This is a genomic window from bacterium (assembly GCA_023150945.1).
GTDB lineage: Bacteria > Zhuqueibacterota > Zhuqueibacteria > Zhuqueibacterales > Zhuqueibacteraceae > Coneutiohabitans.
This window is the reverse complement of record JAKLJX010000005.1, coordinates 60,521-87,221: the sequence shown is the minus strand read 5'-3', so window position 1 is coordinate 87,221 and position 26,701 is coordinate 60,521. Positions and strand designations below refer to the sequence as shown.

The window sequence follows — 26,701 nt, the reverse complement described above, 5'->3', positions numbered from 1 at the left end:
ATCAACCCCGGCGGCGCAATTGGCTGTGCCAGAAGCCATAGACAAAATAGAGCAGCAAACCGGCGAGCAGCCACAGGCCGAAGCGGATCCAGGTAACGTAAGGCAGGCCGGCCATCAAGTAAATGCAGGAGGCGATGCCGAGTAGCGGCACCAGCGGCACCAGCGGTGTTCTGAAGGCGCGAGGCCGGTGCGGATCTTTGTAGCGCAGAATGATGATGCCCGCGCACACCAGCGCAAAAGCGAAGAGCGTGCCGATGTTGGTCAATTCCACGATCTCGTTGATGTTGGCGACCGCGGAGATGGTTGCGACCACCACGCCGGTCCAGATGGTGGTTTTGTGTGGGGTCTTGTATTTGGGATGAATTTTTTCGAAGTAAGGCGGCAGCAGACCGTCGCGTGACATGGAAAAGAAGATGCGCGGCTGGCCGTATTGAAAAACGAGCAGCACCGCGGTCATGGAAATCACCGCGCCGAACGCCACCAGGCCGGCAGCGGCATCGGAGCCGACGTAGGCCAGCGCCGCCGCGAGCGGATCTGCGACGCCGAGCTTGTCCCACGGCATCATGCCGGTCAAAACCGCCGCCACCACCACGTAGATCAGCGTGCAAATCGCCAGCGAACCGATGATGCCGATGGGCATGTCGCGACCCGGGTTGCGGCATTCCTCCGCGGCGGTGGAGATGGCATCAAAACCGATATAGGCGAAAAAGATCAAGCTCGCGCCGGTCCACACACCGGAAAAGCCGTTGGGCATGAACGGCGTCCAATGCTCCGGCTTGACGTACTTCGCGCCCACGTAGATGAAGAACAGCAGAATGACGAGCTTGATCACCACCATGATGTTGTTGACCCGCGCCGATTCCTTCGCGCCCAGCACCAGGACCCACGTGATCAGCGCCACGATCGCCACCGCGAGAAAATTGAACACGATGGGAATGCCGAGAATGGTGGGATGGTTGAGCCACGCCTCATAGTTCAGGGCAATGGAGGGATCGACTTGCCCGCCGGCTTTGGCCGCGGCCGCGGCCGCCTGCACCGCGGAGCGATAATCCACCGAGAGCCAGGCAGGAATATGCAGGCCGAGGCCCTCGCACATTTGGTGAAAATAGGCAGCCCAGCCAATCGCGACCGCAACGTTGCCAATGGCGTATTCGATGATCAAATCCCAGCCGATGATCCACGCCACGACTTCGCCGAGAGTGGCATAAGAATATGTGTAAGCACTGCCCGAGACCGGCACCAACGAGGCAAACTCGGCGTAACACAAGCCGGAAAAGGCGCAGGCAACCGCGGTGAGCACAAAGGAGAGCATGATCGCGGGACCGGCGCCGGGACGCACGGCATCCCCGGCCACTGCCGTGCCGATGACGGCAAAAATGCCGGTGCCGATGATGGCGCCAATGCCGAGCGAAATCAAGTCGACCGGGCCGAGCGAGCGCTTCATGCGTGTAGCCTCGGCGTCGCGGGTCAACTGGTCGAGGTTTTTGGTGCGGAACAGGTTCATGGTCAAGGAGCCAAGTTAGTCAAGCAGCCAAGGTGCCAAGTTGGATAATAAGCCAAAGAGAATCAGGGGTCGCGTGGTTGATTATGAAGTCCAAGAATGGCATTCGCTTGATCAGGGCACAAGTGCCGAGACGGGCAATTCACGTTCGAGATTTGTGTGCGTTATGATTTGGGGATTTTCTTCTCTTGATGGTCTTCGCGATGATCGAGTTGAAAATTTTGATCAATTCAGAGACCTCCTTGCGCAGCCAGGTGTTCAGCTCGCTTTCTCCGAGAGCAAATTTGGAGACTATCAACCAGCAGCGAGTTTCCGGCGACTCCTGCAAGCAGGTCCGTATCTTGTTGATGAATTCGCTGGCACCGGCACAGGCATCGGCTTCTTCGCAGTTTGCTCACAGTGAAGTGCCGGAGCGAATGAGTTGGCCGCCAATTGCAAACCCCGCGACCTCTCTCGGAAAAGTCCGGACATACATGACGATCTGCGTGGCAAAGCGCAAGGCTCGTTCCCGAAGATCATATCTAGGCTCCAGCTTTTCCATGATACCCTCCCAATGGTTTGGAGAAGTTGGAAGACCATCTCTGATCTTGGCTCTTTGTCTCCTTGCCTCCTAGCCGATCAGCATCCCCGCAATCGTCGCGGTCATCCAGCTTGCCAGCGCGCCGCCGAACATGGCGCGCAAGCCGAGTTTGGCCAGCTCACCGCGGCGCTCGGGTGCCATGCCGCCGATCCCGCCGATTTGAATGGCAACGGAGGAGAAGTTGGCAAACCCGCACAGCGCGTAGGTCGCAATAATCTCGGCACGCTCACTCATCAGGCCGCCTTTGATCACCTCTCCGAGATGAACATAAGCCACGAATTCGTTGATCGAGATTTTCGTGCCCAGCAGGTTGCCGAACTCGATACAATCTTTCCAGGGCACGCCCATGAGCCACGCCAGCGGCGCGAAGATCCAACCGAAGAGAGTGCGCAGGTCTTGCGGGAAGTAATCGAAACCCACCCAACTCGACAGCGCCTGGTGCACAACGCCCATGCCGGCATTGATCACGGCGATGATGGCGATGAAGGCGAGCAGCATGGCCCCGACGTTGACCGCCAGCTTGACGCCATCCGCTGCGCCCACCGCCGCTGCTTCAATCACGTCGCCCGCGACTTTGGCGGGCGGCACTTTGACGTGGCCCTTGGTGACAGACTCCTCCCGTTCCGGCAGAATGATCTTGGCCATCACCAGTGCGGCCGGCGCGGACATCACGCTGGCGGCCAGCAAATGCGCAGCCGGAATGCCCATCGCGATGTAACCCGCCAGCACGCCGCCGGCCACCGTGGCAAAGCCGCCGCACATGATCGCCATCAACTCCGACTTCGTCGCCGTTGCCACGAACGGCCGTATCAACAGCGGCGCCTCGGTCTGGCCCACGAAGATGTTGGCGGAGCAGGACAAGGATTCCGCGCCGCTCGTGCCCATGGTTTTCGCCATGGCACGCGCGATCACCTCGACGATTTTTTGCATCAGCCCGAGATGATAGAGAATCGACATCACCGCAGAGAAAAAAATGATGGTGGGAAGAATGGCGAAGGCGAACTGAAAACCGAAGGTGTTTTGAAATTCCGGCTTGACGAGATTGCCGAAAAGAAACTCGGTGCCGTATTTGGTGAAGCCGAGGAAGGCGGTGACCTTGTCACCGGTCCATTGGAATGCGGTCTTGCCGGCATCCGTCCACAGGATGATTACCGCGAACAACAGTTGCAGACCCGTTCCCCACAACACCACCCGCCAGGGGAAATTCCGGCGATCATAGGAAATGGCGTAGGCAAGCGCCAACAAGGCGACCATACCCAGCAGGCTGATGAATCGTTCCATGCTTTCCTTCCTCCGTCGATCATATGCTGCGATCGCCGCGCGGCGGCTGCTGGCGCGCGCGTGATTGTTGGGTTTTCGTTTGGGTCGGGATTTCTGCTGCGAGGCTCCGATTGCTGAAAAAGTTAAGGGGCAAGATAATCAAGTTTCCGTGAAGCACAAGTAGATTTTGCGCCGTCCGCAAGGCGCTGCCTGAGCCGCAGCAGGAAACTTTTTGCAGGAGGGCTGACGGCAAGCCTGTGTGGCCAAGTTGCCGGGTGCCGTTATTCAGCGCAACAGTTTGCGGTAGATGACGCGGTCATCCCCGACGGTGTAGAAGTCGGGGAGGCGGGCGATTTCCTGATAGTTCCGGCGGAGATAAAACTGGCGGGTGGGTTCGTATTTCGCTTGCGAGGAAGTTTCGATGAAAAGCTGGCGGCCGTGCCGGCTGATCACGTAATTCTCAACGAATTCGGTCAATGCCCGGCCAATGCCGCTGCCCTGATACGGCGGGGCAACGGCGATCCAATACAAGTCCCAAGTGCCTTCGGTCATCGGTGTCGGGCCGAAACAAACATAGCCGATGACGCCGTCATCCGAGGCGAGGGCGCAATGGAGCAGGTAGTCCTTCTGCTGCGGCTGATTGAGGTAGATATCGACCAGTTCGAGCGCGACGGCTATTTCAGCGGCGGTGAAATTGCCGGTGTCATGCAAAATTCGGCTGATAGACGGCCGATCGTCGCGCTGCAGGGCGCGAATGGCGACCATTGCGTTCTCCACGTTTCAAGGCGCACGCCATGATGTCACCCACGAGCTGCATGTACGATCGCCCCGAAGCCATCGCCGAGCGCGTCAAGCCCGCGTCGGGCGAGATGTCCGGATTCGGGTTGACTTCCACGATGTACGGCTGATGGTCGGAGGACAGGCGCATATCGACGCGCGCATAGTCGCGGCAGCCGAGCAACTGAAACGCGGCAATCGCGATTTGCTGCACGCGCAGGGCGGTTTCTTCCTCGAGCGCGGCGGGACACTCGGCCTCCACCGCATGATATTCCTCGCTGTCGGCCATCCACTTGACATTGTAAGAGCAAATGCGCGGAAGGCCCGCCGGCCAGTAGGGAAAAGTGATCTCCGAAATCGGCAACGCCTCCGGAATTTGATCTCCGAGGATGGCGATGTTCAACTCCCGGCCGTCGATGTACTCCTCCACCAGCGCGGGTTGATGGTAGTTTTGAATCACCCAGGCCACGCGCCGGCGCAGATCTTCCACCGAATACACAACGGATTCCGCATCGATGCCCAGGCTGGCATCTTCATGCACCGGCTTGACAATCACCGGGAAGCGCAGGTTGACGCGGCCGGGCACTTCGCTGCACAGCATGCCCGCCGGCACCGGCAAGCCCGCCTGATGCAGCATCATCTTGGTCGTCCATTTGTCGGTGGCCAGCATGAGCGTGGGCGGCGGCGCGCCGGTGTAGGACACACCCAGCAGCTCGTACAAGCAGGCCACATGCACATGAAAACGGCTCTCGCCCTGCCACCCTTCCACCAGATTGAACACGAGATCGGTGGGCGTGCGGGAGAGCCGGTCCATGAAGGCAGGAATCGACTTCTGCAACGGCGCAAGCATGACTTCATAGCCCAGTTCGAGCAGGGCAGCATGCACGGCATTCACCTGCTCCAGCACGCCGGCTTCGGAAACATAGTCGATGGCGCGGCCGCGCTGCTCGCGGCGCGGCGCATTGTAGGCAATCAGAACGCGATGGCCATTCATCTCCGCACCTCCTGCCGCCGGCACGCTTCCTCCAAAATGGTGAGAATCAAATCATCGAAGGTCATGCCTGCGGTATAGGCCGCCTTCGGGAAGCAGGAATGCACGGCCGGATCCTTGATCAAGCCGGGCAGCGGGTTGAGCTCGAGAATGTTGGGCTCGCCATTGGCGTCCAGGCGCACGTCAATCCGGCACAGATCGCGGCAGCCGAGATAGTTGAATGCCTTCTTGCACAGGGTCTCGATCTTGGACTGCAGCTCGCGGTCGAGATCAGCCGGACATTTGTAGATTTCCAATTGATGCTCTGCCGAATCCCACAGCCACTTCGCTTCCCAGCCATAGATGGGCTTGGCGCCCGCAGGCAGCGCTTCGAAAGCGATTTCGACGATGGGCAGCACGCGCAATGACGCGCCGTTGCCCAGCAGCGCCACAGTGAATTCCCGGCCGGGCATGAACTCCTCCACCAGCGCCGGTTGCGCATAGGTGCGCCAGACTTTTTCCACGGTGGCCTTCATGGCGGAGGTGTTTTCCACCACGGAATCCATCCAGATGCCCTTACTGGAACCTTCAAACAGCGGCTTGACGAACATGGGATAGTCGAAGTGGCGCAACTGGCCGTTGAGCGGCCAGGATTTCAGCACGGCAAACTTCGCGGTGGGCAGGCGGTGGTAGCCCAGAACTTCCTTGGCGCGCGCCTTATCCAGGCAGAGGCCGAGGGTGAGCGGATCGGAACCAGTGTAGGGAATGCCCAGCATCTCCAGCATGGCGGGGATAACTGACTCGCGGGACGGGCCAAAAAATCCTTCCGCAATGTTGAACACGATATCGGGACGATATTTGCGAAGCTTCTCAAACGCATTGAGGTCGGCTTCGATGGGAATCACCTCGTGGTATTTCGCCAAAGTTTCCTGCAGGTCCCGGACGACGTGTTCGTCATCCCATTCGGCAAAGTTGTCCATGCCGTCGAGGCCGGGGGCGAGGGACGAGGGAAAATCAGGAGGCTCCGTTTCTTCGGCGGCCGACGAATTTCGCCTCATGTTGTAGGTAAATCCAACTCGCATGATGTGTGTCTCCTCAAAGACTGTAGAACTGCATGTGGTTCAGGTGATCGCATGCCGTGCGCCGCTGCGGCTTTGCGCCTGCCTGCGCACGTGGCATCTTCGCCGGCGCGGCGTTGTCGCCGTGCAGGCCGGCTTTTTCTGGTGATTGAGTCGAGTGGCAACTGTTTCCGAAACCGCCTGGCCGCACATTCAGTTGCCGCCGAAATGAGCTCTTGTGGGCCTTAGTCGCAACCGGGCGACTGGTTCGATTTCACACGGCAATCACCTGTGACAATGCTGGGAAGGTTCGTTTGAGATAGAGACGGACGGATGCAGACAATACTGAAATAGGAAGGCGTTGGATTACTTCCCCCTCGGAGCACGCAGCGGTAGTGAGCTGGGTGGGAGAAGCCGGTTCTGGCGGTTCCGCTGAATCGGCTGGGATCGTGAGTAACATCTGGTGCGTCAATCTCCAATTTGTTCGACTATCATTTTTTGACGCGCGCAATAAACAAACTTTTTTAGGAAAATGCAAGAATTAATTGGCACTTTCGCGCTTGGGCGCCAACTTTTTTTGGAGATTGCGTCATTCATCGCGCATGCCCGCCTCATCGCAGCCAGGCAGGGACTCCCACGCCGCCGGCTTTGCGACGAGGTACGCTTCACGGCTGCGCGGTGGAGTGCTTTGGGTGGATCCGCGTCGTGCAAACGATCACGCACGCCGGTCCAACCTGGGTTGGACCGGATTCACTCTCAAAAGCCAGTGAGGCTGGGCTGCGCCCCGACCGGGTTTGCCCCGCCCTGTTCCGGGCAACCGCGCGGGAAAATGAGAAACATGATGAAGAAGATGAACAGAATGATGATGACGGTTTTGGTGCGGGAACTCATGATGGCTCTCCTCACTTTGAAAACTGCGCGAATCACTGATTGCCAGCCGCGGCGGAGGCTGGCGTACGCCGACGTTTCGGCAACCGCGCCACCCGGCTCGCAAATCACGCGGCAAGCTACAGAGCTTTTTTTGAAAATGCAAGCCCGGCCCGGTTGAACCCTGTCCGGCCGCAGGCCCGCCGTGTATGAGCCGGTTCTCAGTTGGTATCCGTCGAAAAACATCTCCGCTCCGGTGGCTTGCAATAAACGATCCCGGCGATTATAATAGGCCTGCGCAGACTTGGTTGCGAATCGCCCGGGCAGTCTCCCGGCTCTCGGAAAGACACAGGTCAGCGTGAGTCCGGAAAAGTTCCAACCTCGGCTGAGCCGAGATTGGCAAAAATTCAAGCACCGCGGAGACTCAGAGGCTTATGTGTCAAGCCAAGAAAGGCAAGTAGCTTCGGCTGTTGCAGAACCCGCCGGGCGGAGTCGGGTAGGGACGCTTGAGGGTAGCCCACCCATTCCTTGGTGGGAAAGTGAGTCTCGATTTCTTGAGAAGTCCCGTGGGGACGAATGAAAAATGAGACTCCATCTCTGGGCTACTTTCGGTTGTCCCTGTGGGACAGTTTCACGATTCTTAGCTTGACACCGATGGACTCTGAGATTTTCAACGCAACGGTCGAGCCGTCGCAGGAGCACTTTCACCAAATTGCTGCGATTTCGGCCGGCCAATGGATTGCATTCCCCCAGAAAGGATGAAACCGCCCGGGCGCTCAGCTCCGAAGCGTGCACCAGTCGAAGAGGACTCCTCTTGCTCATTGCGAAGCGCCCGGGCTGTAGTGTTTTGGGACGGTCAACTGCAAACCCCAACTCTCCGAAAAGGAATCTCGTGACCTCATCCACGCCCGCTTGGCTGCTCTACGGCGCCAACGGCTATACCGGCAGCCTGACCGCGCGGCTCGCAGTCGCACGCGGCATGCGACCAATCTTGGCAGGCCGTAATGCCGGCGCCATTCGCAGGCTCGCACAGGAGCTTGGCTTGGAATATCGCGTGTTCGCGCTCACCGACACCGAACCGATCAGCCGCCATCTGCAGGGCCTGGCCGCGGTGCTGCACATGGGCGGTCCGTTCTCTGCCACTTCCCGGCTGATGCACGCTGCCTGTCTGCAGGCCCGGGTGCACTATCTCGACATCACCGGTGAAATCGCGGCATTCGAAGCGGTCTTTGCCTGCCACGCGCCGGCCCAACACGCAGGCATCGTCATGCTGCCCGGCGTGGGCTTCGACGTCGTGCCGAGTGATTGCCTGGCAGCAATGCTCAAACAACGCCTGCCGGATGCCACCCATCTCGAGTTGGCGTTTAGCGGAACCGGTCGCTCGAGCCGAGGCACAATCAAAACTGCCATCGAAGCGTTGCCGGGCGGCGGCCGCGTGCGCCGCAACGGCGAGATCACGGCCGTGCCGTTCGGCTGGAAAACGCGCATGCTGCCCTTTCCCCAGGGCGGCAAATTGGGCGTGAGCATCCCCTGGGGCGACATCAGCACGGCTTTTCATACGACCGGCATTCCCAACATATGCGTCTACATGGCCATGCCCCCGGCGTTGATTGGCCGCATGGCGTGGCTGAACCGGATCGCGCCGCTCACCCGTCCCGGCCTGGTGCAGGGGCTGCTCAAATCAATCGCTGCGGGACGTGTCACCGAACTGACGCCGGCGGAACGGCGGCAATGCTTCAGTGTGATTTGGGGTGAAGTGTGCAATGCGGCGGGCCGCACTGTGTCCGGCGCACTCACCACGCCGGAAGGATACACCCTCACCGCCGAGGCCGCTCTCGCCGCGCTGGCGGCGGTGTTGGCAGGCCGGGTGCGCGCCGGCGCGTGGACGCCCGCGGCCGCGTTGGGCGCTGATTTTGTATTGACTTTGCCCGGCGTAAAGCTGCACGATTTCACACTGGGCGAGCCAGCCGGCGCGCGCACCTGAGGCTTGTCGTGAGTAATCACCACCGGCTGCGAGATGCCGATTGAAATTCCAACGAAGAACATCGCAGTGCAGAAACCAACCAATTCGGTGAGCCTATGAAAACTCTTTCCCCGGAAGAAATCCGTGTGCTGGGCTGCCTGATCGAAAAAAGCCAGGCCACACCGGAGTATTATCCCATGACACTCAATGCGCTGGTGGCGGCGTGTAACCAGAAGTCGAGCCGCGATCCGGTGGTGGAATATGAGACCGAGGAAGTCGAGGAAGCCTTGGCAGCTTTGAAGGAAAAAGGCTGGTGCGCCTTTGTGCGCGGCGATGGCCGGGTGGTGAAGTATGCGCACCGGGCCGGCGATAATGGCGTGGGATTGTCAGACGCGCAAAGGGCGGCGCTCAGCCTGCTGCTGTTGCGCGGGCCGCAAACTCTGGGCGAAATCAAGGGCCGCGCGCTGCGCCAGCATGAATTCAAGACATTGGAGGAAGTGGAAGAGACACTGGCGAGCCTGCAGCAGCGGGAACCGCCGTTGGTCGAAGCGGCCGCGCGCCAGCCCGGCCAGAAGGAGGAACGCTACCGCCATCTCCTCGGCGACCCCCAGGAATCGCAGGAGGAAGCAGAAACGCCGGCACCCGCCTCGCTGCGCGCCGAGGTGGCAGAACTCAAGGCCGTGCTCGCCCGGGTGGAAGATGAGAACGCGCAATTGCACGCAAGGTTGGCCCGCCTGGAGGAAGATTTCGCCAAATTGCGCAACGATCTCTATTGAACCCAACCGCGAGGCCGCAGCCTACCTGCGACGGTTTCTCGCGCGGGGCCAAACCGGCCAACTAGTGCCGCTTGACCGCCGCGAGACTCAGGACCAGCGCTTCGAGATCGTCGTGGGATAGTATGCCGGATAGGTGTTGATCTTTTCCGTGGCAATGATTTCCGCGGCGCGGCGCGGCGAGATTTTGTCGGCCTTGGCTTTTTGCAGCGCCTCGTCGGTGGCCTGCCCGATTTGCTGCGCGATGCTCGCCAACACCTCCGTGAGAATCACCGGCCCCTCCCCGCGAATCAAAGTGTGATACAGCGCGGCCGTGCCGGCGTTGGCAATGAAATCCGGCACCACGACTTTCCCCAACTCGAACAGGCGCTCCTCCAAATCGGCGGGTGCAAAGGGATCGTTCGAGCCGCACACGATGTACTTGGCCTTGATCTTGCGGTAATTCTCTTCGGTAATCAACCCGCTGTCGGCCACCGGCAGAAAGAGGTCATCCGCCATTTCGTAGATGGCATCCGGCTCCGCAATAAACTCGTAACTCGTCGGCCGGTCCGTCGCCACCTTCAGCGCCGGGAAAACCGCTTTGGTGCGCTCATCGCGGCGCGCGAGCAGCAGGCTGATATCCAGTCCCTGCTTGCAGTAGATGGTGCCGAAGCGGTCACTCACGGCCTGAATTTTGGCCCCGCGGTCAGCGAGGAACTTGGCCAGTCCGCTGCCGACGTTGCCGAAACCTTGCAGCGCGACGGAGCAGCCGCGCAAGTCTTGCGGCTGCAGCGCGCGTTGCGCCGCGATGCACACGCCATAGCCGGTCGCTGCGGCATTCAGCACCATCGTGCCGAGTTCGTCAACGGCGAGATGAATGCCATCAAAAAAGCGCGCAATACGGCGCTCGGTGTTGCCCAGACTGCGGGCGAGCGCGTATTGCGGGCAGGGCAGGCCGATGGCCTGGGTGCAGGCCACAATCTCGCTCTCATTCGTGTTCAAATCCGCGCCGGTCACGTAGCAGTTGTGCAGGAACGCTTGATAGAACTCGAAAACGCGCTGCATCACCAGCAGTTTTTCCGGACGCGCCGGATCAAAATCGATGCCGAGTTTGGCGCCGCCAATGTGCGGTTCGGTCAGGGTGAATTTGCGCGTCATGGTTTGCGCCAGTTTGGTCATTTCCTCCGCGGTAACGCCTTTCTTCAAACGGCAGCCGCCGCCGGCAACGCCGTTGACCAGCATGTCGATCACAAGATAGGCGCGGGCGCCGAAGCGCGCATCGTGATACTCAACCACCATCACCGGCAACCGGTCGCTGGCGACGCGCGCGCTGGCGGCAAGGCCGGCGATGCGGGAGTCACTCTGCTGGGTTTTCATGTCCTTCGCTCCTCTCTTCACGCCGAAGTGGCGGGCAGGTACTTGTGCAGCAATCGCCGGATGAACACGGCAATCATGGCTTTGCGATATTGCGGCGAGAGGGCAACGTTGCGATAGGGTGTGACCCGATTCATGATGTCATCGGCGAGGCCGTCGATGAGATCTCCGGTGAGTTGATCACCCACCACCGCTTCCGTCACCTCATCGAACAGCAGCGGAGTCGTCGCCACGCCGGTCAAGGCCACGCGCAATCGCGCAATCGTGCGCTGATTGAGGCGAATGGCAACCGCCACGCCGAGTACGGGAAAATCCATGCTGTCCCGCACCCGCAACTTCAGATAGCCGGCCTGCAGCGACTGCGCCGCGGCCGGCAGCAGCACGTGGGTCAAAATTTCCTCGGGCAGCTTGACATTGCGGGTGATGCCGTCATGCGTGAAGAAATTTTCGCATGGCACCTCCCGCCTGCCCTCCGGACCCTGCAGCACAAGCGTGGCGCCCAGCACCATGAACACCGGCGCCAGGTCGCCCGAATACGTCGCGTAGCAGATCGACTTTTGCGGAATCACCAGACAGTCTGTGCCCTCCGCTTTCAAGCAGTAGCCTTTCGAATCCCGCCAAAACCAGCTTTGGTTGAAATAGTAGCAGCGCGTGTCGAGCAGCAGATTTCCGCCGATCGTGCCGGAGGCCTGCAGCAATGGACTGGCGATTTGCCGCGCCGTGTGCGGGATAACCGGCAGGGCTTGCTCCAGGGATTCATTCGCGATGACATCCCGCAAGCGCGCCATCGCGCCCATGCAGGTGGGGCTGATTTCGTGCAGGTCGGCGATCCTGGCGAGGCTGATGACATGGCCGCGCGGGTTCAGCCGCATCTTGTAGTTCGGCAACAAGTCAGTGCCGCCGGAAATGAAGTCAAAATCACCCTTGCACGCCTGCGCAATGGCGATCGCTTCAGGCACGGTCTGGGGCTGGTGCAATTTGAATGCGGGGAGAATCATGCTTCTTGTTCGTTGTCTGAATCAATCCTCACTGCAACGACTCCCAGTTGAGCAGCAGGCGGTAAAATCCGGGCAAGACGATGCTGCCGCCGGCAGATCCAAGCTCAAAGCACAGCCGCGACATGGCGTTTGGCAGTCTTTTGCTGATCCTGCCTCGCTTTCCAAATCTTGTCCGCGGTCATCGGCAGGCTGCGCAGCCGCACGCCGATCGCGTCGTAAATCGCATTGGCCACCGCCGGCAGAATCGGCAGCAACGGGCCTTCGCCGGCCTCCTTCGCGCCCCACGGCCCCTCGGGATCATCGCTTTCGACGATGATCACCTCCACTTCCGGCATTTGCCGGGGCGTGAGCGTGCGATAGTCGAGCAGATTGGCATTCAACACGTTGCCGCGATTGTAGACCATTTCCTCCATCAACGCCTGACCCAATCCCATGTGAATGCAGCCCTCGATCTGGCCCTGCACGGCCAGGGGATTCAGCGCCTTGCCGCAATCGTGCGCCGCCCACACCTTCTCCACGCGCGGCTCGCAGGTTTCGGTATCGACCGAGACTTCGGCAATGTAGCATTGAAAACTGTAACTCGGTGACAGGCCGGCGCGAGCGCCCTTGAACGAACCGCCAATCGGCGGCGGGCTTATGTATTTGCCCTTGGCCAGCAAAGCGCCGTTGTTTGCCAGGGCTTGCTCCAGTGCCTGCATGAAGGTCACGCGCACACGCGGATCGCGCTGATAGATGATTTCTTCATTCGCCAGCACGAAGCCCTCGGCCGGATAGCCGGTGAGCGCATTCGCCGCCTGCACCAGCTTCGCGCGTATCTGCAGCGCCGCCTCACGCGCCGCATTGCCCGCCATGAAGGTCACGCGGCTGGAATAGGAGCCGAGATCGATGGGATCGGCATCGGAGTCGTTCGAGAAAATGCGAATGCGGTCGAGCGGCACGCCCAGCGGTTCGGCCACGCATTGTGCCAGCATGGTATCGCTGCCCTGGCCGATCTCCGCGGCCAGGCAATGCACGGTGATGCCGCCGTCCATGTCGATTTTGAGATGCACGGTGGATTGCGGCAGATCGTTGAAATGAATGCGGTGGGCGCTGCCGCTGATGTAGAAGCCACAGGCCACGCCCACGCCGCGGCCAAACGGCAGCTTGCGGAATTTCCGGTCCCATTCCGAGGCTTGGCGCGCGCGCAGAATGCACTCGCGGGTACCATTGCTGGTGATGCGAAAGCCATTGGCGGTAGTGCAGTTCGCGGGCAGCAGGTTGTTCAGTCGCACATCGCAGGGATCGAGCCGGGCCGCTTCGCACAATTCATCGAGCAGGGTCTCGACCGCAAAGCGGGAGTTCACCGCGCCATGGCCGCGCATGGCGCCGCTCGGCGGTTTGTTGGTGTAGGCGCGGCGGCCGTGATAGCGAAAGTTGTTGATCACATACGGCCCCATGTTCAGCACGCCGTTGTAGTAGGTGGTAACCACGCCGAAGCTGCCCCAGGCACCGCCGTCGATTTGCGCCTGCAAATCGAGAAAGCTGATCTTGCCCGCTTCATCCAGGCCCATCGCGATTTCGGTGCGAGTCGGATGCCGGCCGTGATTGCTGAGAAAAACCTCCTCGCGGTCGAACAGAATCTTCACCGGCCGCCGGCATTTGCGCGACAGCAGCGCCGCAACCATCTCATGCGGAAACGGATCACTCTTGCCGCCGAAAGCACCACCCACCATCGGCCGGATGACGCGAATGCGATACATCGGCATCTGCAGAACTTTGGCGAGCGCGCGATGCAGATAATGCGGCACCTGCTGCGCCGACCACACCGTCATGCGATCATCGGCGTCGTAGTGCGCGATCACGCAATGCGGCTCGGTAAACGCGTGCGTCACCCCCAGGAAATCATAACCGGCGGATTTCACCTGGCGGCTGCGCGCGCGGGCCGCCGCCACCTCGCCGAACTCCTGCCGGACTTCCTTGTGAATGTTGGTGCCGTTGCCATTGCCGGGATGAATGGCCTCGGCTGCGGGCTGCACGCTGTCTTCGAACTTGCGATAAACCGGCAGCTCTTCATACTCCACCTCGATGAGGCGCAATGCCTGGCAGGCAATCTCCTCATCGTCAGCGGCCACCGCCGCGACATTGTCGCCGATGAAAATCACTTTGTCGACTGCCAGCGCGGTTTCATCCTCGCTGATCGGCAACACGCCAAAAGTATGCGGGGCCTCCCTGCCGGTGATCACAGCATGCACACCCGGCAACTGCTCCGCTTTGCTGGTGTCGAGGCGTTTCAGGCGGGCGTGGGCATGCGGGCTGCGCAGAATCTTGCCCACCAGCATGTTGGGCAGCTTGATATCGTCGGTATAGATGCCCTCGCCCGTGGTCTTCTTCAGGCCGTCGATCAAGGGAACCGGTTTGCCGATGGTATTCGACATCTTTTGCTCTCCGCCACTGAGATTGCGCTCGCACATCTGGTGAGAATGGAATTCGCAGGCCGCCAGGCCGGCTGCAAAGCAAGGGGATCTTTATCCGGTTGTCGCTGCCCGCGCTTCGGCCACCGCCGCAATCGCATCGACGATTTTGACATAGCCGGTGCAGCGGCACAGGTTGCCGGAAATCGCTTCTTGAATCTCGGCGCGCGTTGGACGGGGATTCTCGGCCAGAAAGGCGGCGGCCGTCATGATGAAACCCGGGGTGCAGAAGCCGCATTGCGAACCGCCATGCTCGGCAAAGGCGCGCTGCAGCGGATGAAGCAATCCTTCCCCCTTCAAACCTTCAATCGTGCGCACCTCATGGCCGACGGCCTCCAGCGCCAGGGTCAGACAGGCCAGTCGCGGCTCGCCGTCGAGATGCACCGCGCAACAGCCGCAGGTGCCCATGTCACAACCGCGCTTGGTGCCGGTCAGATTCAGGTTTTCCCGCAAGACGTCGAGCAAAACGTCAGAGGGCCGGACGGCCAGCTCATGCGTGGAGCCGTTCACCCGCAGGGTGATGATCTCTTTGGTTGGCATAAGGGTGGTTTCGTTAGTGTCCGTCCGCAATCGCGGACTTTTGAGAAAACGTTCCTGCTCCGGCTCGGCCGGTGCTTCAAAATCTTGAGCGCGTTCACAACATTCGAAGCTTTGGAATCCTCGGCTCAGCCGAGATTGGAACATTTTCGGACAGAGACTATGGTTTGGATGAGACAAACCGTGCGCGCGGTGTGATGCGATTGTTCGTGCCTGCCCGGGTTGGGCTCGTTTGCGCCCTCCGGCGGGCGCAAAAAAGTGGGTAGATGATACAATCAGCGGAGAACGTTGTCAAGCGGATTCTGGAGAAAGGCCGGAGCGGAGGGGAATAATCTTGTTCCGTGGCGGTGAATGAATATGCACAGTCGCAGCCGGCGGTTTCACGGCGTCGCCTTCACCACCACGATGGTTTGATCGTCGCGCTGCTCGGTGTTGTTGCTGAAACCGCGCAGCGCGGTGATCAATTGATCGCGAATCTGCGCGGCCGGGCGATGATGGTGGCGCAGCAGAATGTCGATGAGCGGCTCTTCGCCGAATTCACCGCCGTGGCCGTCGTCCGCTTCGGTGACACCATCGGTGACGAACAAAAAAACATCGCCGGCCGCATAGGGAATGGTCTTCTCTTCCAATTCGGCTGCGAAGATGAACTCCTCATCCAGTCCCAAGCCCAACCCTCGCGGCGTGACTTTCACCACGGCTTGTGCGGGAGCACAGTAGTGAAACAGCGGCAAATGGCCGGCGCGCGCCAGCACCAGCCGCCGCGCCTGCGTGTCGAAATCCGCGCCAATGGAAGTCACGAAAGACTTGCGTTCCAGCGCCTGGCGCAGCAAATGATTCGCGCGGATGAACAGGTCGCGCGGCGACAGCCCGAAGTCGTGCAACGAGCGCAAAATGCCCTGCACCTTCGACATGTAGAGCGCCGCTGAAGTGCCCTTGCCGCTCACGTCGCCCACGATCACGGTGATCTTGTGCGGCTTGCCGTTCAGGTAGTCGAAATAGTCGCCGCCCACTTCATGCGCCGGAATCGAAACGCCGGCAATCTCCAGGCCTGCGATCGCCGGCGTGGTTTGCGGCAGCGAGGCCAACTGGATGCGCCGGGCAATGGCAAGCTCGTGTTTCAACCGTTCCTGCTCGGCCAGCTCTTCATACAAGAAAGCGTTTTCCACCGCCACCGAAGCCTGTTTCGCGACCGCCGTGAGAATGGCAAAGTCTTCATGCGTGTAGGCTGCCTCGGAGAGTTTTTCCCCGAGCAGCAGCGTGCCCACCAGTTTTTCCTTGAAACGAATCGGAATCAAGTGGCGGAAGCCGTGATGATAGAAATTGTCCTTGAGATCATCGGGTAAATAGTCCACGGTGAAGCGGGACTCGCTGCGGAATTTTTCCAAGACCTGCACGATCTGCTGATCGGTGGCAATACAAAACGCCTGCCACTCCTCGCCATCGAAGCCATAGGCCTCTTGGCAGCAACAGACCTTCTGGTTTTGGAAAAACATGACGCCGACGCGCTCGAGGTGCATCAGCTCCGCCAGCTTTTTCACGATGCCGCGCGCCAGATCGACCATGCTCAATTTGGTGGCCATCACTTCGGCCAGCTCGCTGGTGGCCACCCGGTAGTCATAGCTTTCACGATGAAACAGGCGTGCGATCCAGTTCTGGCCGGCGCGGCCGAGTTTTTGGAAAACGAAGATCAATGCCATCGCCAGCGCCATGAGAATGATCTTCTCGGCGAATTGGTGTTGATCCGGCGACATCGGCAGAGCGCCGATCTCGAGGTAGCCGCGGTTGAAGCGGATGTCGGGCAGGTTCAACTTGAGCTTGGGCAGCCACGCCAGCGCGGTCACCATCAGCAGGAGCAGCAGCACCGTCCACACCGCCGAGACGATGGTGTATTGCGTGTTACGGCGCACGCGCAAATTCACATCGAGCAGGCGGTGGCGGCCAATAAAGTAAAGATAGCCGCCCGGCAGCAGCAGCAGAGGCAGCAGCAGCACGCCGGTATTCGCCTGGTCGACTTTGCGGACCAGCAGCAAATTCAACACAAGCATGCCCACCACCGCGGCCGCGGCAATGGCTTTGAACGACCGGCTCAGGCGTTTGTATTCCACACCGCATTGCCGGCGGTGAATCAAAAACACGACGACGTAGTAAAGCAGCATCAGCCCGAGCGTTGCCAAGAACAACAACCGCGCAAGCGCAGATTGCGCGAAGCCCAGGCCGCCGATTACCGCGAACGCCGCGGCCGCCAGCACATAGGGCACGCGGCCGAGCCAGGGGTTCTGCAACAACTCCGGCCGTTCTTTGGGAAAGTAGAAACTGGAGTGAATGCCGGTGGCGGTTCCGAAGAGAATGTTGGCGATGATCGCCGCAAACAAAATCTGGGAGAGCAGGCCGGCCTCCGCGCCCTGCTGATGGGTCAACAGCACCGGAAACGAGAATGCCATGAACACCAAACCGACCAGTCGCGCCGCGCGGATGCGCGGCCGGTGCAGCGTGAGGAACAGGCCCAAGCCCAGAAACGCCAAGCCGATCAGCAAGCTGATGACCATGCCCAGGCTGACGCCGAGGCGGGCGAGCGTGACGTGCAACGTCAGGGATCGAGGGCCGCGCCGAACCTCGTAGTCGATGGTCTGGCCGCTGCCGGCCCGGCGCATGATGCGGTCCGCGTCGACGGCATCGCGAAAGCTCTGTTGATTGATACGCAGGATGACATCGCCGGGCAGCAGCCCGGCACGATCGGAAGCGCCGCCTTTTTCGACACCGACGATGTAGATGGAAGGCGGCAACTCGAGCACGCAGGAATCCGGCAGGGCGGCGGCAGCCAGACGAATGGTAAAGCCCTCGCCTTGTGCCGGTCGAAACAGTTTGAGCGCGATGACGGAATCAGGCGCGACGCCCTGCCGCGCCTGCTGCCAATCGGCGGCGTCTTCGATTTCGCGGCGATTGCAGGCGATCAAAAAATCTCCGGCGCGCACGGAATCGGCCCGAGCCACTGCGGCCTGCGGGCCGGCCTGCAAACCGGCTGCAGGCAGCACGGTCGCAAGACTCCGGATCACATACAACCGCGACGGCGAGGTGCGAAACAGATTCTCGTCGGTTGCCCGGCTGGCATTGCGAACAAAATTCATCCCGGCGAGCACCAGCAGCGCGCCGGCATAGAGCACCGCCACCAGGCGGAAGTGCTGAGGCCGGTTATCGAAGTAAGCCATAACCAAACACCCGAACGATTAACCTGCGGTTTGCGTCGCGGCGGGCAAATTTCCCTGCCCGCTGACCTGAAATCTCACCGCAATGGTTTTCCTCTTTCCAGGCACGATCAGTCTCTTGCGCGTCACCTCGTTTCACGCGCGGCCGGCGCCGGTTGTTGCTTCAGTTGCAACCGGTCTCTTTTCCCCAAAAAAACAGCCCACAGAGACGTTCTTCCCACCGCCTCGCTGGCACGAGGAGGGCGGGCGTTCGACTGCTGCGGGCAAATAGCGGGGCGCTGTGGTCGCCATTCAGCGATCGACTTCACCCAGGACGATGTCGATGCTGCCGATGATGAGAATCATGTCGGCCACCATCGCGCCCCGGCTGATTTCGTCGAGCAGGCTGACATGCACGAAACAGGAGGAGCGGCAGCGCACGCGATCGGGAATATCGCTGCCATTGGAGCGCAGATAAAAGCCGATCTCGCCGCGCGGCGCCTCGCTGCGCACGTAGCATTCGGCGCCGGCCGGCGGCCGCATTCGGCGCGGAATGGCCTCCTTGACATCGCCTTGCTCCGGGCACTGCGCGATCGCCTGGCGCAGAATCTTGACGGATTGTTCGATCTCCTTGACGCGCACCTCGTAGCGATCGAGCACCGAGCCGATCGGGCCATAGCGGCCCTCGCCCACCGGCACCTCGAACTCGAATTCCGGATAAAGCGAATAAGGCTCGTCCTTGCGCACGTCCCACTTGATGCCGCTGCCGCGCAGCACCGGGCCAGTCGCGCCGCAATTGACGGCGACCTCCGGCGGGAGAATGCCGATATCGGCGGAGCGTTTGATGAAGATGTGATTGCCGGAGAGCAGCCGGTTGAACTCCTTCATGTTGCGCTCGAGTTCATCGAGAAATTCCGCCGCCTGCTTGAGCCAGCCCGCAGGCAGATCGCGCGCCAGGCCGCCGATCCAGATGTAGTTGTAGAGCAGGCGCGCGCCGGAAATCCATTCGAACAAATCCAGGATGCGTTCGCGGTCGCGGAAGGCCCAGAGGAAGGGCGTGATGGCGCCGACATCCAGGCCGAAGGTGCCGATCGCCATGAGGTGGCTGGCGATGCGCATGAGCTCGGCGCAGATCACGCGCAGGTATTCGACTTTGCGGGGCAGTTCCTTGATCCCCAGCAGCTTTTCCACGGCCAGGCAATAGCCGAGATTCATGCTCATCGAGGCCAGATAGTCCAGCCGATCAGTGTAGGGAATGACTTCGTTCCAGCCGATGTTTTCCGCATGCTTTTCGAAATTACGGTGGAGATAGCCGACATGCGGGGTGCATTTCTTGACGATCTCGCCATCGAGCACCAGCTCCAGCCGCAGCACGCCGTGGGTGGAGGGATGTTGCGGCCCCATGTTGACGATCATCTCGTCGCCGGGGAAGGCCTTGCTCTGCCGCGCCTTCGCCATGGTCTCGTGATTGTATTTCTGGATGGCAGCGGAGGGATCGAGATCGACGACCATGTTGCCTTCGTCTTCAAAATAGTAGCGCTGCCGTTTGAAGATGTTGCCGATTGTGCCGAACATATCGCGTTCCGAAATGGAGTGGATAAGTGAAAGACCAGCGGAGTTGCCGGCCGCGCTCAGGTATGCGCGGGCTGGGCCTCGGCTTTGGGCTTGGCGGCGGCAGCCTTGGCGGCTTTGGCGGCGGCGGCGGCTGCCTCTTCGGCGGCCTGCTCCGCCAGCATTTTGGCTGCGAGCGCCGGTTCGTACTTCGAGAAATGAAAGAGACCGTTGTTGCGCTCGTACACCGTAGATTCGTACTTGTCGGTCATGTACAGGCATTCCGTCGGGCACACCGTGGTGCACAAATCGCAATAGCAGCATTTGAACATGTCGATATCGAAGCGCACGACGTGCTGGCGGATGGGGTTGCCGGTTGAGGCTTTGCCGAGATCCTCGCTGGGCTTGGCCTTGACGGTGTCGATGTAGATGCAATTCACCGGGCAGATGCGCGCGCATTTGTAGCAGCCGATGCAATCATCAATGTTGCAGAAGAGCTGCTGGCGTGTGCCGGGCGGCAGGGCAAAGCGGGCATGGGGATATTGCAGGGTGACGGCGGGCCGGAAGAGATGTTTCCAGGTCTCGAACATTCCAATCATGATGGTGTAGAGACCGTTGAAAACGTCTTTGAAGTATTGTGCCATGATCACTCCTTCTTCTCGGATGGCTGGCCGCCGTTGGCGAGCAGGCGCTTTTCAAAGGCGAAAACGAAATGTCCGCGCTCGAAGTTGTTGGCAAAGTTGTCGAAGCTGTTCCAGTCTTCGCCGTACGGCACGCGAATGCCGTGGTAGTATTCCTGCACGACGTAGTCCTTGCGCATCGGCCAGCCGTCCCAATCATCCGGGCACAGGATGCGGCGCGGATCAGGGTGGTCGTCGAAGGTGATGCCGAACAAGTCGTACACTTCGCGTTCGTGCCAATCCGCCGTGCGCCAGAGATAGGACACCGTGGCCACGTGGCCGCCGCTGCGCGGCACTTCGGTCTTCACGGTAAACCAATGGCGATGGCGAAAGGAGAAGAGATGGTAGATGACGACGAGCGGTTTGCCGGGGCCGAGATCGTAGCCGGAGAGATTGTGGCACATATCGAAAAAGAGATCGGCTTCTTCATGCAGGAACGTGCAAACCGGCAGGAGGTTTTCCGGCGCGACCCGCACAAAGGGATCGATCGCGTCGCCCTTGAATTCCAGAATCTGTTCGCCGAAGCGATTCTGCAGCCGCTGCGCAATTTGATCAGGTGCCATTATTTCACTGCCTCCGTGAGTTTGCGCTTGAACAAGCTTTCGCGGCGGATTTTCTCCTGCAGCTTCAGCAGGCCGTCAATCAGCGCCTCCGGCCGGGGCGGGCACCCCTGCACGTAAACGTCGACAGGCACGATGCGATCCACGCCCTTCAGCACGTGATAGCCGTGCTTCCAGTAGGGCCCGCCGCAGGTGGCACAGCTTCCCATCGACAACACATATTTGGGTTCCGGCATCTGCTCATACAGCACCTTCACGCGTTCCGCCATTTTGATGGTGACGGTGCCGGCCACGATCATGAGATCGGTCTGGCGCGGGCTGGGGCGAAACACGCCGGCGCCGAAGCGGTCGAGATCATACTTCGAGGCGCCCACCGCCATCATTTCGATGGCGCAGCAGGCCAGGCCAAAGGTCATGGGCCACAGTGAGGACAGCCGCGCCCAATTGAGCAGTGAATCGATTGAAGTGATGATGACGTTGTCGCCGTACCGTCCTTCTTCGAGAAAGCGGGTTTCCTTCTCCAGAAAAGGCTGCTGTGGTCGGCCCATACTCTCCTCCGCTCTGCGAGATTCAGGTCATGGTCGAACGTGGGCGCCGCCTTACCGGCGGGCAGCGCAGAATTCGGTCGCTAACCGCGAAGAACGCCGGCAATATAGAGAAAGCCGGCAGGAATAGCAAGCTCAGCGCAGCCGCTGCCGGCGAAGCGGTGGCGCCGGCCGGCCGCTGCGGATACGTCACGCCTCGGAGAGGCGCGGCGCCGGGGCGGGCCTTGCCTCCAAATCCGGCCGCGCCGTGTAATGCTCCTTCTTGGGCACGAAGCTCAACAGCATCTCCTTGGTGAGCAGCATGCCGTTGCGGCCATAGGCGGCAAACTCGAGGATGCCGGTGTCCATGCGAATGGCATCCTCCGGGCAGGCCTCGACGCAATAGCCGCAGAACACGCATTTGCCCAAATCGATATCGAACTGCAGCGGATACTTTTCGATCTGCTTCTCCGGCCGCTCGCCGGCGACGATGTAGATGCATTTGGCCGGGCAGACGGTTTCACACATCATGCAGGCGACGCAGCGCGGCGTGCCGTCCTCGCGCTTGGTGAGGCGGTGCAGCGTGCGCAAGCGCGGCCAGATCGGGCGGCGCACCTCCGGATACTGATACGTCACCGCGCCCTTCCACTCGCGCTGGACGCCGATGCTGGCCAGAAAGAAATGCCACAGGTTGAAAAAGAAATGCCGCATGGTGAGCACCAACCCGTCCCAAATACGCGGCAGATAGGTTCTTTCCCAAAAAGTCAGCGGCTTGTATTTGTCGTGAACGTTCATGGCCAACGCAAAAAATCGTGGTGAATGAGAGACCGGATGAATTGACAGGGGGCGCGGCAGACTCAGACGAACAGAATGATCGCCGCGGTCACAAAAATGTTGAGCAGGGCCAGCGGCAGCAAAATCTTCCAGCCCAGCGCCATCACTTGATCATAACGAAAGCGCGGCAGCGTCCAACGGATCAACATCATGAACCACAGCAACACCGCGACTTTCAGCGAAAATCCCAAAAACTGCAGCACGGTGACCGTCAAGTTCGACAGGGCGAGGCTGACGCCCCAGGGAAACTCAAAGCCGGCGGCGGTGAGATACGGCACCTGCCAGCCGCCCAAAAACAGCGTCACCGTGATGCAGGCAATCAGCACGGTCTCGATCAAGTCGGTCAAAAAGTAAACGCCGAAACGCATGCTGGTGAATTCGACGTGATAACCGATGATCTCACTCTCGCCTTCGGGGGCATCAAAGGGGATGCGCTTGGTCTCGGCCAGGCCGGTGGTGAAGAACAGCAAAAAGCCGATGGGTTGATAGAGAATGCCCCACTTCGGCAGCCAGCCGCCGAGCAAGGCGCCCTGGGCGCGCACGATCTCCTGCAAGTTTACCGTTTGAAAAACCAGCAGCACGCCGATGATCGAGACGCCGATGCCGACTTCATACGAAATCATCTGGGCCGAGGCGCGCAGGCCGCCCATGAGCGAATAGTTGTTGTTGGAAGCCCAGGCGCCCAACACCACGCCGTAGACCGCCATCGACATGGTGGCGAAGACGTAGAGAATGCCGACGTCGAGCGCGGCGATTTGCATGACGTGCGCGGTGCCGCCCACCACCAGCACATCGGCGAAGGGAATGGCGGCAAAGGCGGCAATCGCAAAAAACATGCTGATGCCCGGCGCCAGCAGGAAGAGCAGTTTTTCCGCGCCCTGCGGCCGAAAGTCCTCCTTGAGAAACATCTTCAACGAGTCGGCGATGATGTGAAACAGGCCCCACAAGCGCAGGCCGAAAATCTTGGCGCGATTGGCGCCCACCCGGTCTTGCATGAGGGCGCTCTGTTTGCGCTCCACCCAGGTCAACAACGCCGCCGTGCTGAACACAAAGACCAGAACGAAAAAGAGAATCTTCAGGGCCGTTGCAATAATCTCGCTCATGGGCTATCCAAAAATGGGAATGATGCGCAGCTTGTCCGGCACTTGATTGAGCCGCCGGGCTTTCACCGCAGCCGCCTCCTCGCCGCGCTGGTGGCCCAGATCGCCGATGGTCGCATACGACATGCCGGCAAAGGCGCTGTTTTCACGGGCGAGCGCGGCAAATACATCTTCGGACTCGAGGTAGGGCAGGATCACGCCGAGCGGCTTGCCCAGCAGCTTGACGATTTGCCAAACCGGCCGGGCATCGCCCAGAGGCGCCACCGCGCGCCGCAGGCGCTGCACCCGCTCGGCAAAATTGGTGAAGGTGCCATCAAGCTCCGGCCAGGCGGCAGCAGGCAAAATGAAATGCGCCGCCGCGCTGGTGGCGTTGCGATTGGGGCCAATAAAAATCACGGTCGGCACTTTCGCCAGCGCACTCGTCACTGCATCGGCGGCAAAGCTCTGGGACAGATCGTGGGAGAAAATCAGCAGCACCGCAAGCTTGCCGTCCGCGGCCTGCTGCAGCAAATCCGCCGAGGCCTTCGTTTCCACCGGGAACCCAGCCAGGCCCAAGCCGCGTGTGTTCGGGTTGTGATCTTCTTTGATCAAGAAATTGTCACTCACCGGCTTTTCCAGCGGGGCGAGCGCCGCCGCCACGCGCGTAAGGCCCAAACGGCCGGCGAACTTTTTCAAGACGAACAGGTCTTCATTGGTCAACTGTGGCGAAGCCCACAAGCCGACACGATCGGCGGCGGTCGACTTGATCTTTTGCGCGACGGCTTCGATCGCCACTTCCCAACTGGTTTCGATCCATTGTTCGCCCTGCCGCAGCATCGGCACGGTCAGCCGCGAGGGATCATCAGCGCTTTTGAAGGAATAGCGGCCGAGGTCGCACATCCACCATTGATTCACTTCGGGGTTGTAGCGCGGTTTCAAGCGCACGACCCGCCGGCCCTGGGCGTGATGCGTGCGCTCGGTGTTGGTGTGCACCGCGATGTTGCAGCCGGTGCTGCAGCCCGGACAAATGGAGTTGGTCGCTTCCAGGTACCACACGCGCGCTTCGAAACGGAAATCCTTTTCCGTGAGCGCGCCCACCGGGCAAATGTCAACCGTGTTGACGGAATAAAGATTGTCGAGGCGTTTGCCGGGATGGGGCGCCAGCTCGGCGTGATCCCCACGATTGAAAATGCCGAGCTCATGGCTCTTGCTGATCTCATCACAGAAGCGCACACAGCGGGTGCAGAGAATGCAGCGTTCTTGATCGAGCATGACATGCGGGCCGAGGTCGAGCGCCTTGTTCTTCTTCACCTTGTCTTCGATCATCTTGCTGTCATACTGGCCGATGCGCATGTAATACTCTTGCAGCCAGCATTCCCCGGCTTGATCGCAAACCGGGCAGTCGAGCGGATGGTTGACCAGCAACATTTCGAGCACGTCTTTGCGGGCGCGCAGCGCTTTCTCGCTCTGCGTATGCACCACCATGCCGTCGGTCACCGGCGTGTAGCAGGCCACTTGCGGCTTGGGCATCTTTTCGATTTCAACGAGACAAATGCGACACTGGCCGACGATGCTCAGGCCGGGATGGTAGCAATAGCGCGGCAGCTCGATGCCGAGCTTTTCCGCGGCTTGGATCACCGTGGTGCCGGGTTCGACTTCCACGGTTTTGCCATCGATTGTGATGTTGGGCATGTGCAGGGGTTCGTGGTATCGGATTCAAAAAGGTGCAGCTTCGCCGCCGTGTGGCCGGCGCGGCTGCCACTGCTGTCATTTGCTGATTGCAACCGGCGACCTGGCCGCCACGCTTCGCCGCCGGTTCATGCGCATCCGCTCAGGCCCCGGGCCTGGCCGGCGGCTGCCAACTGGTAAACGCTCCGGTGTGGCACTTGCCATACTGGGCGTGCGCTTCGAACTCTTCACGAAATTTTTTGACGAAGCCGAACACAGGCATGGCCGCGGCATCACCGAGCGGGCAAATGGTGTTGCCCATGATGCCGGTGGCAATGTCCCACAGCCGGTCGGGATCCTGGCGGTTGCCGTCACCGCGGTGCATGCGCGCCAGCACTTTCTCCAGCCAGCCGGTGCCTTCCCGGCAGGGCGTGCACTGGCCGCAGCTCTCATGATGATAAAAGCGCGAGGTCACTTCCAGAACTTCGAGCAGGCAGGTGTCTTCGTCGATGGCGATCACCCCGGCCGAGCCGATCATCGAGCCGATGGCCGCGAGCGAGTCAACGTCCATCCTCACGTCGATTTCCTCGGGGCGCAGCACCGGCGAGGAAGAACCGCCGGGAATCACGGCTTTGAGCTGCTTGCCGTTGCGAATGCCGCCGGCATGCGTATAGAGAATCTCGCGCAACGTGGTGCCGTGCGGCAGCTCATAAACGCCGGGCTTGTTGACGTGGCCGCTGACGCTGTAAAAACGATACCCGCCATTGCGCTCGCTGCCGAGTTGCGCGAACCATTCGCCGCCGTTGGCGAGAATCGCCGGCACGTAGGAAATGGTTTCGACATTGTTGACGATCGTCGGGCAGCGGAACAGGCCTTCAATCGCGGGGAAGGGCGGCTTCATGCGCGGCCAGCCCTTCTTGCCTTCCAGCGATTCCAGCAGCGCGGTTTCTTCGCCGCAGATGTAGGCCCCGGCGCCGCGGTGCACGTAGACATTCAATTCGTAATCTGTGCCCAGCACTTTCCGGCCCAGAATGCCGTTTTTGTAGGCCTCATCGATGGCGGCCTGCAGCACGCGCGCCGGCTCGACGTATTCGCCGCGAATGTAGATGTAAGCCGCGTGGGCCTCGATCGCCTTGGCGGCAATGATGATGCCTTCAAGCAGCGCGTGGGTGGCGTGCACGATGATATAGCGATCCTTGAAGGTGCCCGGCTCGCTTTCATCGGCGTTGATCACCAGGTACTTCGGTTTGGGGGAGTTTTTGGGGATGAAGCTCCACTTGCGGCCGGTGGGAAAACCGGCGCCGCCGAGTCCGCGCAAATTCGATTTGGTGACTTCGGAGATGATCTCGTCCGGCGCCATGGCGAGCGCCTTCCGGGCCGCGGCATAGCCGCCGGCTTCGAGATAGTTCCGGAGAATCTGGCAATTCTGCTTGATGAGAGGAGTGAGAATGCCGCCGTTGGGTGTCATATTCGATCAGTTCCTTCAAACAGTCTCACGCCAGGAACGCGCAAAGTTTTTTCCTGGCGTGCCTGTGC

At 60.4% G+C, this 26,701-nt stretch carries 22 protein-coding genes; 3 read left to right on the top strand and 19 right to left on the bottom strand.

Annotated elements, in window-relative coordinates:
• Window position 1 precedes the first annotated feature (1 nt).
• A complete protein-coding gene (locus L6R21_08645; GenBank protein MCK6559257.1) occupies window positions 2-1,504 on the bottom strand; it encodes an amino acid permease in 1,503 nt (500 codons plus the stop codon).
• A gap of 73 nt (window positions 1,505-1,577) precedes the next feature.
• Between L6R21_08645 and L6R21_08640 the strand changes: the two genes are divergently transcribed.
• Window positions 1,578-1,904: a hypothetical protein gene (locus L6R21_08640; protein ID MCK6559256.1), complete on the top strand. Its 327-nt coding sequence runs from the start codon at window positions 1,578-1,580 to the stop codon at window positions 1,902-1,904.
• Here the strand turns inward: L6R21_08640 and L6R21_08635 are convergent.
• The 5 genes from L6R21_08635 to L6R21_08615 all read right to left on the bottom strand — a co-directional run bounded on the left by L6R21_08635 (window position 1,896) and on the right by L6R21_08615 (window position 6,170).
• On the bottom strand, window positions 1,896-2,042 hold the full coding sequence (locus L6R21_08635) for a hypothetical protein (protein ID MCK6559255.1): 147 nt from the start codon (window positions 2,040-2,042) through the stop codon (window positions 1,896-1,898). The two genes, L6R21_08640 and L6R21_08635, sit on opposite strands and share 9 nt — an antisense overlap.
• Window positions 2,043-2,111: 69 nt before the next feature.
• Window positions 2,112-3,362, bottom strand: a complete 1,251-nt coding sequence (locus L6R21_08630; protein ID MCK6559254.1) for a NupC/NupG family nucleoside CNT transporter — start codon at window positions 3,360-3,362, stop codon at window positions 2,112-2,114.
• A gap of 264 nt (window positions 3,363-3,626) precedes the next feature.
• Window positions 3,627-4,106: a GNAT family N-acetyltransferase gene (locus L6R21_08625; GenBank protein MCK6559253.1), complete on the bottom strand. Its 480-nt coding sequence runs from the start codon at window positions 4,104-4,106 to the stop codon at window positions 3,627-3,629.
• Window positions 4,045-5,112 (bottom strand): ATP-grasp domain-containing protein, encoded by a 1,068-nt coding sequence (locus tag L6R21_08620; GenBank protein ID MCK6559252.1) that lies wholly within the window; start codon window positions 5,110-5,112, stop codon window positions 4,045-4,047. The genes L6R21_08625 and L6R21_08620 overlap by 62 nt, the downstream gene beginning before the upstream one ends.
• Window positions 5,109-6,170: an ATP-grasp domain-containing protein gene (locus L6R21_08615; protein MCK6559251.1), complete on the bottom strand. Its 1,062-nt coding sequence runs from the start codon at window positions 6,168-6,170 to the stop codon at window positions 5,109-5,111. The genes L6R21_08620 and L6R21_08615 overlap by 4 nt, the downstream gene beginning before the upstream one ends.
• Before the next feature lie 1,735 nt (window positions 6,171-7,905).
• Here L6R21_08615 and L6R21_08610 point away from each other — a divergent pair.
• Window positions 7,906-8,997 (top strand): saccharopine dehydrogenase NADP-binding domain-containing protein, encoded by a 1,092-nt coding sequence (locus L6R21_08610; protein MCK6559250.1) that lies wholly within the window; start codon window positions 7,906-7,908, stop codon window positions 8,995-8,997.
• A 95-nt stretch (window positions 8,998-9,092) separates the two neighbouring features.
• Window positions 9,093-9,752, top strand: coding sequence for a DUF480 domain-containing protein (locus L6R21_08605; GenBank protein MCK6559249.1), 660 nt, complete (start codon window positions 9,093-9,095; stop codon window positions 9,750-9,752).
• Window positions 9,753-9,839: 87 nt separating this feature from the next.
• Here L6R21_08605 and L6R21_08600 read toward each other — a convergent pair whose 3' ends face one another.
• The 13 genes from L6R21_08600 to nuoF form a co-directional block, all read right to left on the bottom strand.
• Window positions 9,840-11,105, bottom strand: coding sequence for a hypothetical protein (locus L6R21_08600; protein ID MCK6559248.1), 1,266 nt, complete (start codon window positions 11,103-11,105; stop codon window positions 9,840-9,842).
• Window positions 11,106-11,122: 17 nt separating this feature from the next.
• The gene (locus tag L6R21_08595; protein MCK6559247.1) at window positions 11,123-12,100 is read right to left on the bottom strand and encodes an FAD binding domain-containing protein; all 978 of its coding nucleotides are present in this window, start codon (window positions 12,098-12,100) and stop codon (window positions 11,123-11,125) included.
• A gap of 104 nt (window positions 12,101-12,204) precedes the next feature.
• Entirely contained in the window at window positions 12,205-14,514 is a 2,310-nt protein-coding gene (locus L6R21_08590) for a xanthine dehydrogenase family protein molybdopterin-binding subunit (GenBank protein MCK6559246.1), read from the bottom strand.
• A 90-nt stretch (window positions 14,515-14,604) separates the two neighbouring features.
• The gene (locus L6R21_08585; protein ID MCK6559245.1) at window positions 14,605-15,090 is read right to left on the bottom strand and encodes a (2Fe-2S)-binding protein; all 486 of its coding nucleotides are present in this window, start codon (window positions 15,088-15,090) and stop codon (window positions 14,605-14,607) included.
• Window positions 15,091-15,467: 377 nt separating this feature from the next.
• Window positions 15,468-18,293, bottom strand: a complete 2,826-nt coding sequence (locus L6R21_08580) for a SpoIIE family protein phosphatase (GenBank protein ID MCK6559244.1) — start codon at window positions 18,291-18,293, stop codon at window positions 15,468-15,470.
• A 288-nt stretch (window positions 18,294-18,581) separates the two neighbouring features.
• Complete coding sequence (locus L6R21_08575; GenBank protein MCK6559243.1) at window positions 18,582-19,844, bottom strand: NADH-quinone oxidoreductase subunit D; 1,263 nt, start codon at window positions 19,842-19,844, stop codon at window positions 18,582-18,584.
• A gap of 56 nt (window positions 19,845-19,900) precedes the next feature.
• Window positions 19,901-20,464: a 4Fe-4S dicluster domain-containing protein gene (locus L6R21_08570; protein ID MCK6559242.1), complete on the bottom strand. Its 564-nt coding sequence runs from the start codon at window positions 20,462-20,464 to the stop codon at window positions 19,901-19,903.
• A 2-nt stretch (window positions 20,465-20,466) separates the two neighbouring features.
• Window positions 20,467-21,063: an NADH-quinone oxidoreductase subunit C gene (locus L6R21_08565; GenBank protein ID MCK6559241.1), complete on the bottom strand. Its 597-nt coding sequence runs from the start codon at window positions 21,061-21,063 to the stop codon at window positions 20,467-20,469.
• Window positions 21,063-21,608, bottom strand: coding sequence for an NADH-quinone oxidoreductase subunit NuoB (gene nuoB / locus L6R21_08560; protein ID MCK6559240.1), 546 nt, complete (start codon window positions 21,606-21,608; stop codon window positions 21,063-21,065). Before nuoB ends, L6R21_08565 begins: the two co-directional genes overlap by 1 nt.
• 186 nt (window positions 21,609-21,794) lie before the next feature.
• On the bottom strand, window positions 21,795-22,379 hold the full coding sequence (locus L6R21_08555; GenBank protein ID MCK6559239.1) for an NADH-quinone oxidoreductase subunit I: 585 nt from the start codon (window positions 22,377-22,379) through the stop codon (window positions 21,795-21,797).
• A 62-nt stretch (window positions 22,380-22,441) separates the two neighbouring features.
• Window positions 22,442-23,521: an NADH-quinone oxidoreductase subunit H gene (locus L6R21_08550; protein MCK6559238.1), complete on the bottom strand. Its 1,080-nt coding sequence runs from the start codon at window positions 23,519-23,521 to the stop codon at window positions 22,442-22,444.
• A 3-nt stretch (window positions 23,522-23,524) separates the two neighbouring features.
• The gene (locus L6R21_08545) at window positions 23,525-25,189 is read right to left on the bottom strand and encodes a 2Fe-2S iron-sulfur cluster-binding protein (protein MCK6559237.1); all 1,665 of its coding nucleotides are present in this window, start codon (window positions 25,187-25,189) and stop codon (window positions 23,525-23,527) included.
• Window positions 25,190-25,328: 139 nt separating this feature from the next.
• The gene (nuoF, locus tag L6R21_08540) at window positions 25,329-26,633 is read right to left on the bottom strand and encodes an NADH-quinone oxidoreductase subunit NuoF (protein ID MCK6559236.1); all 1,305 of its coding nucleotides are present in this window, start codon (window positions 26,631-26,633) and stop codon (window positions 25,329-25,331) included.
• Between the last annotated feature and the right edge of the window lie 68 nt (window positions 26,634-26,701).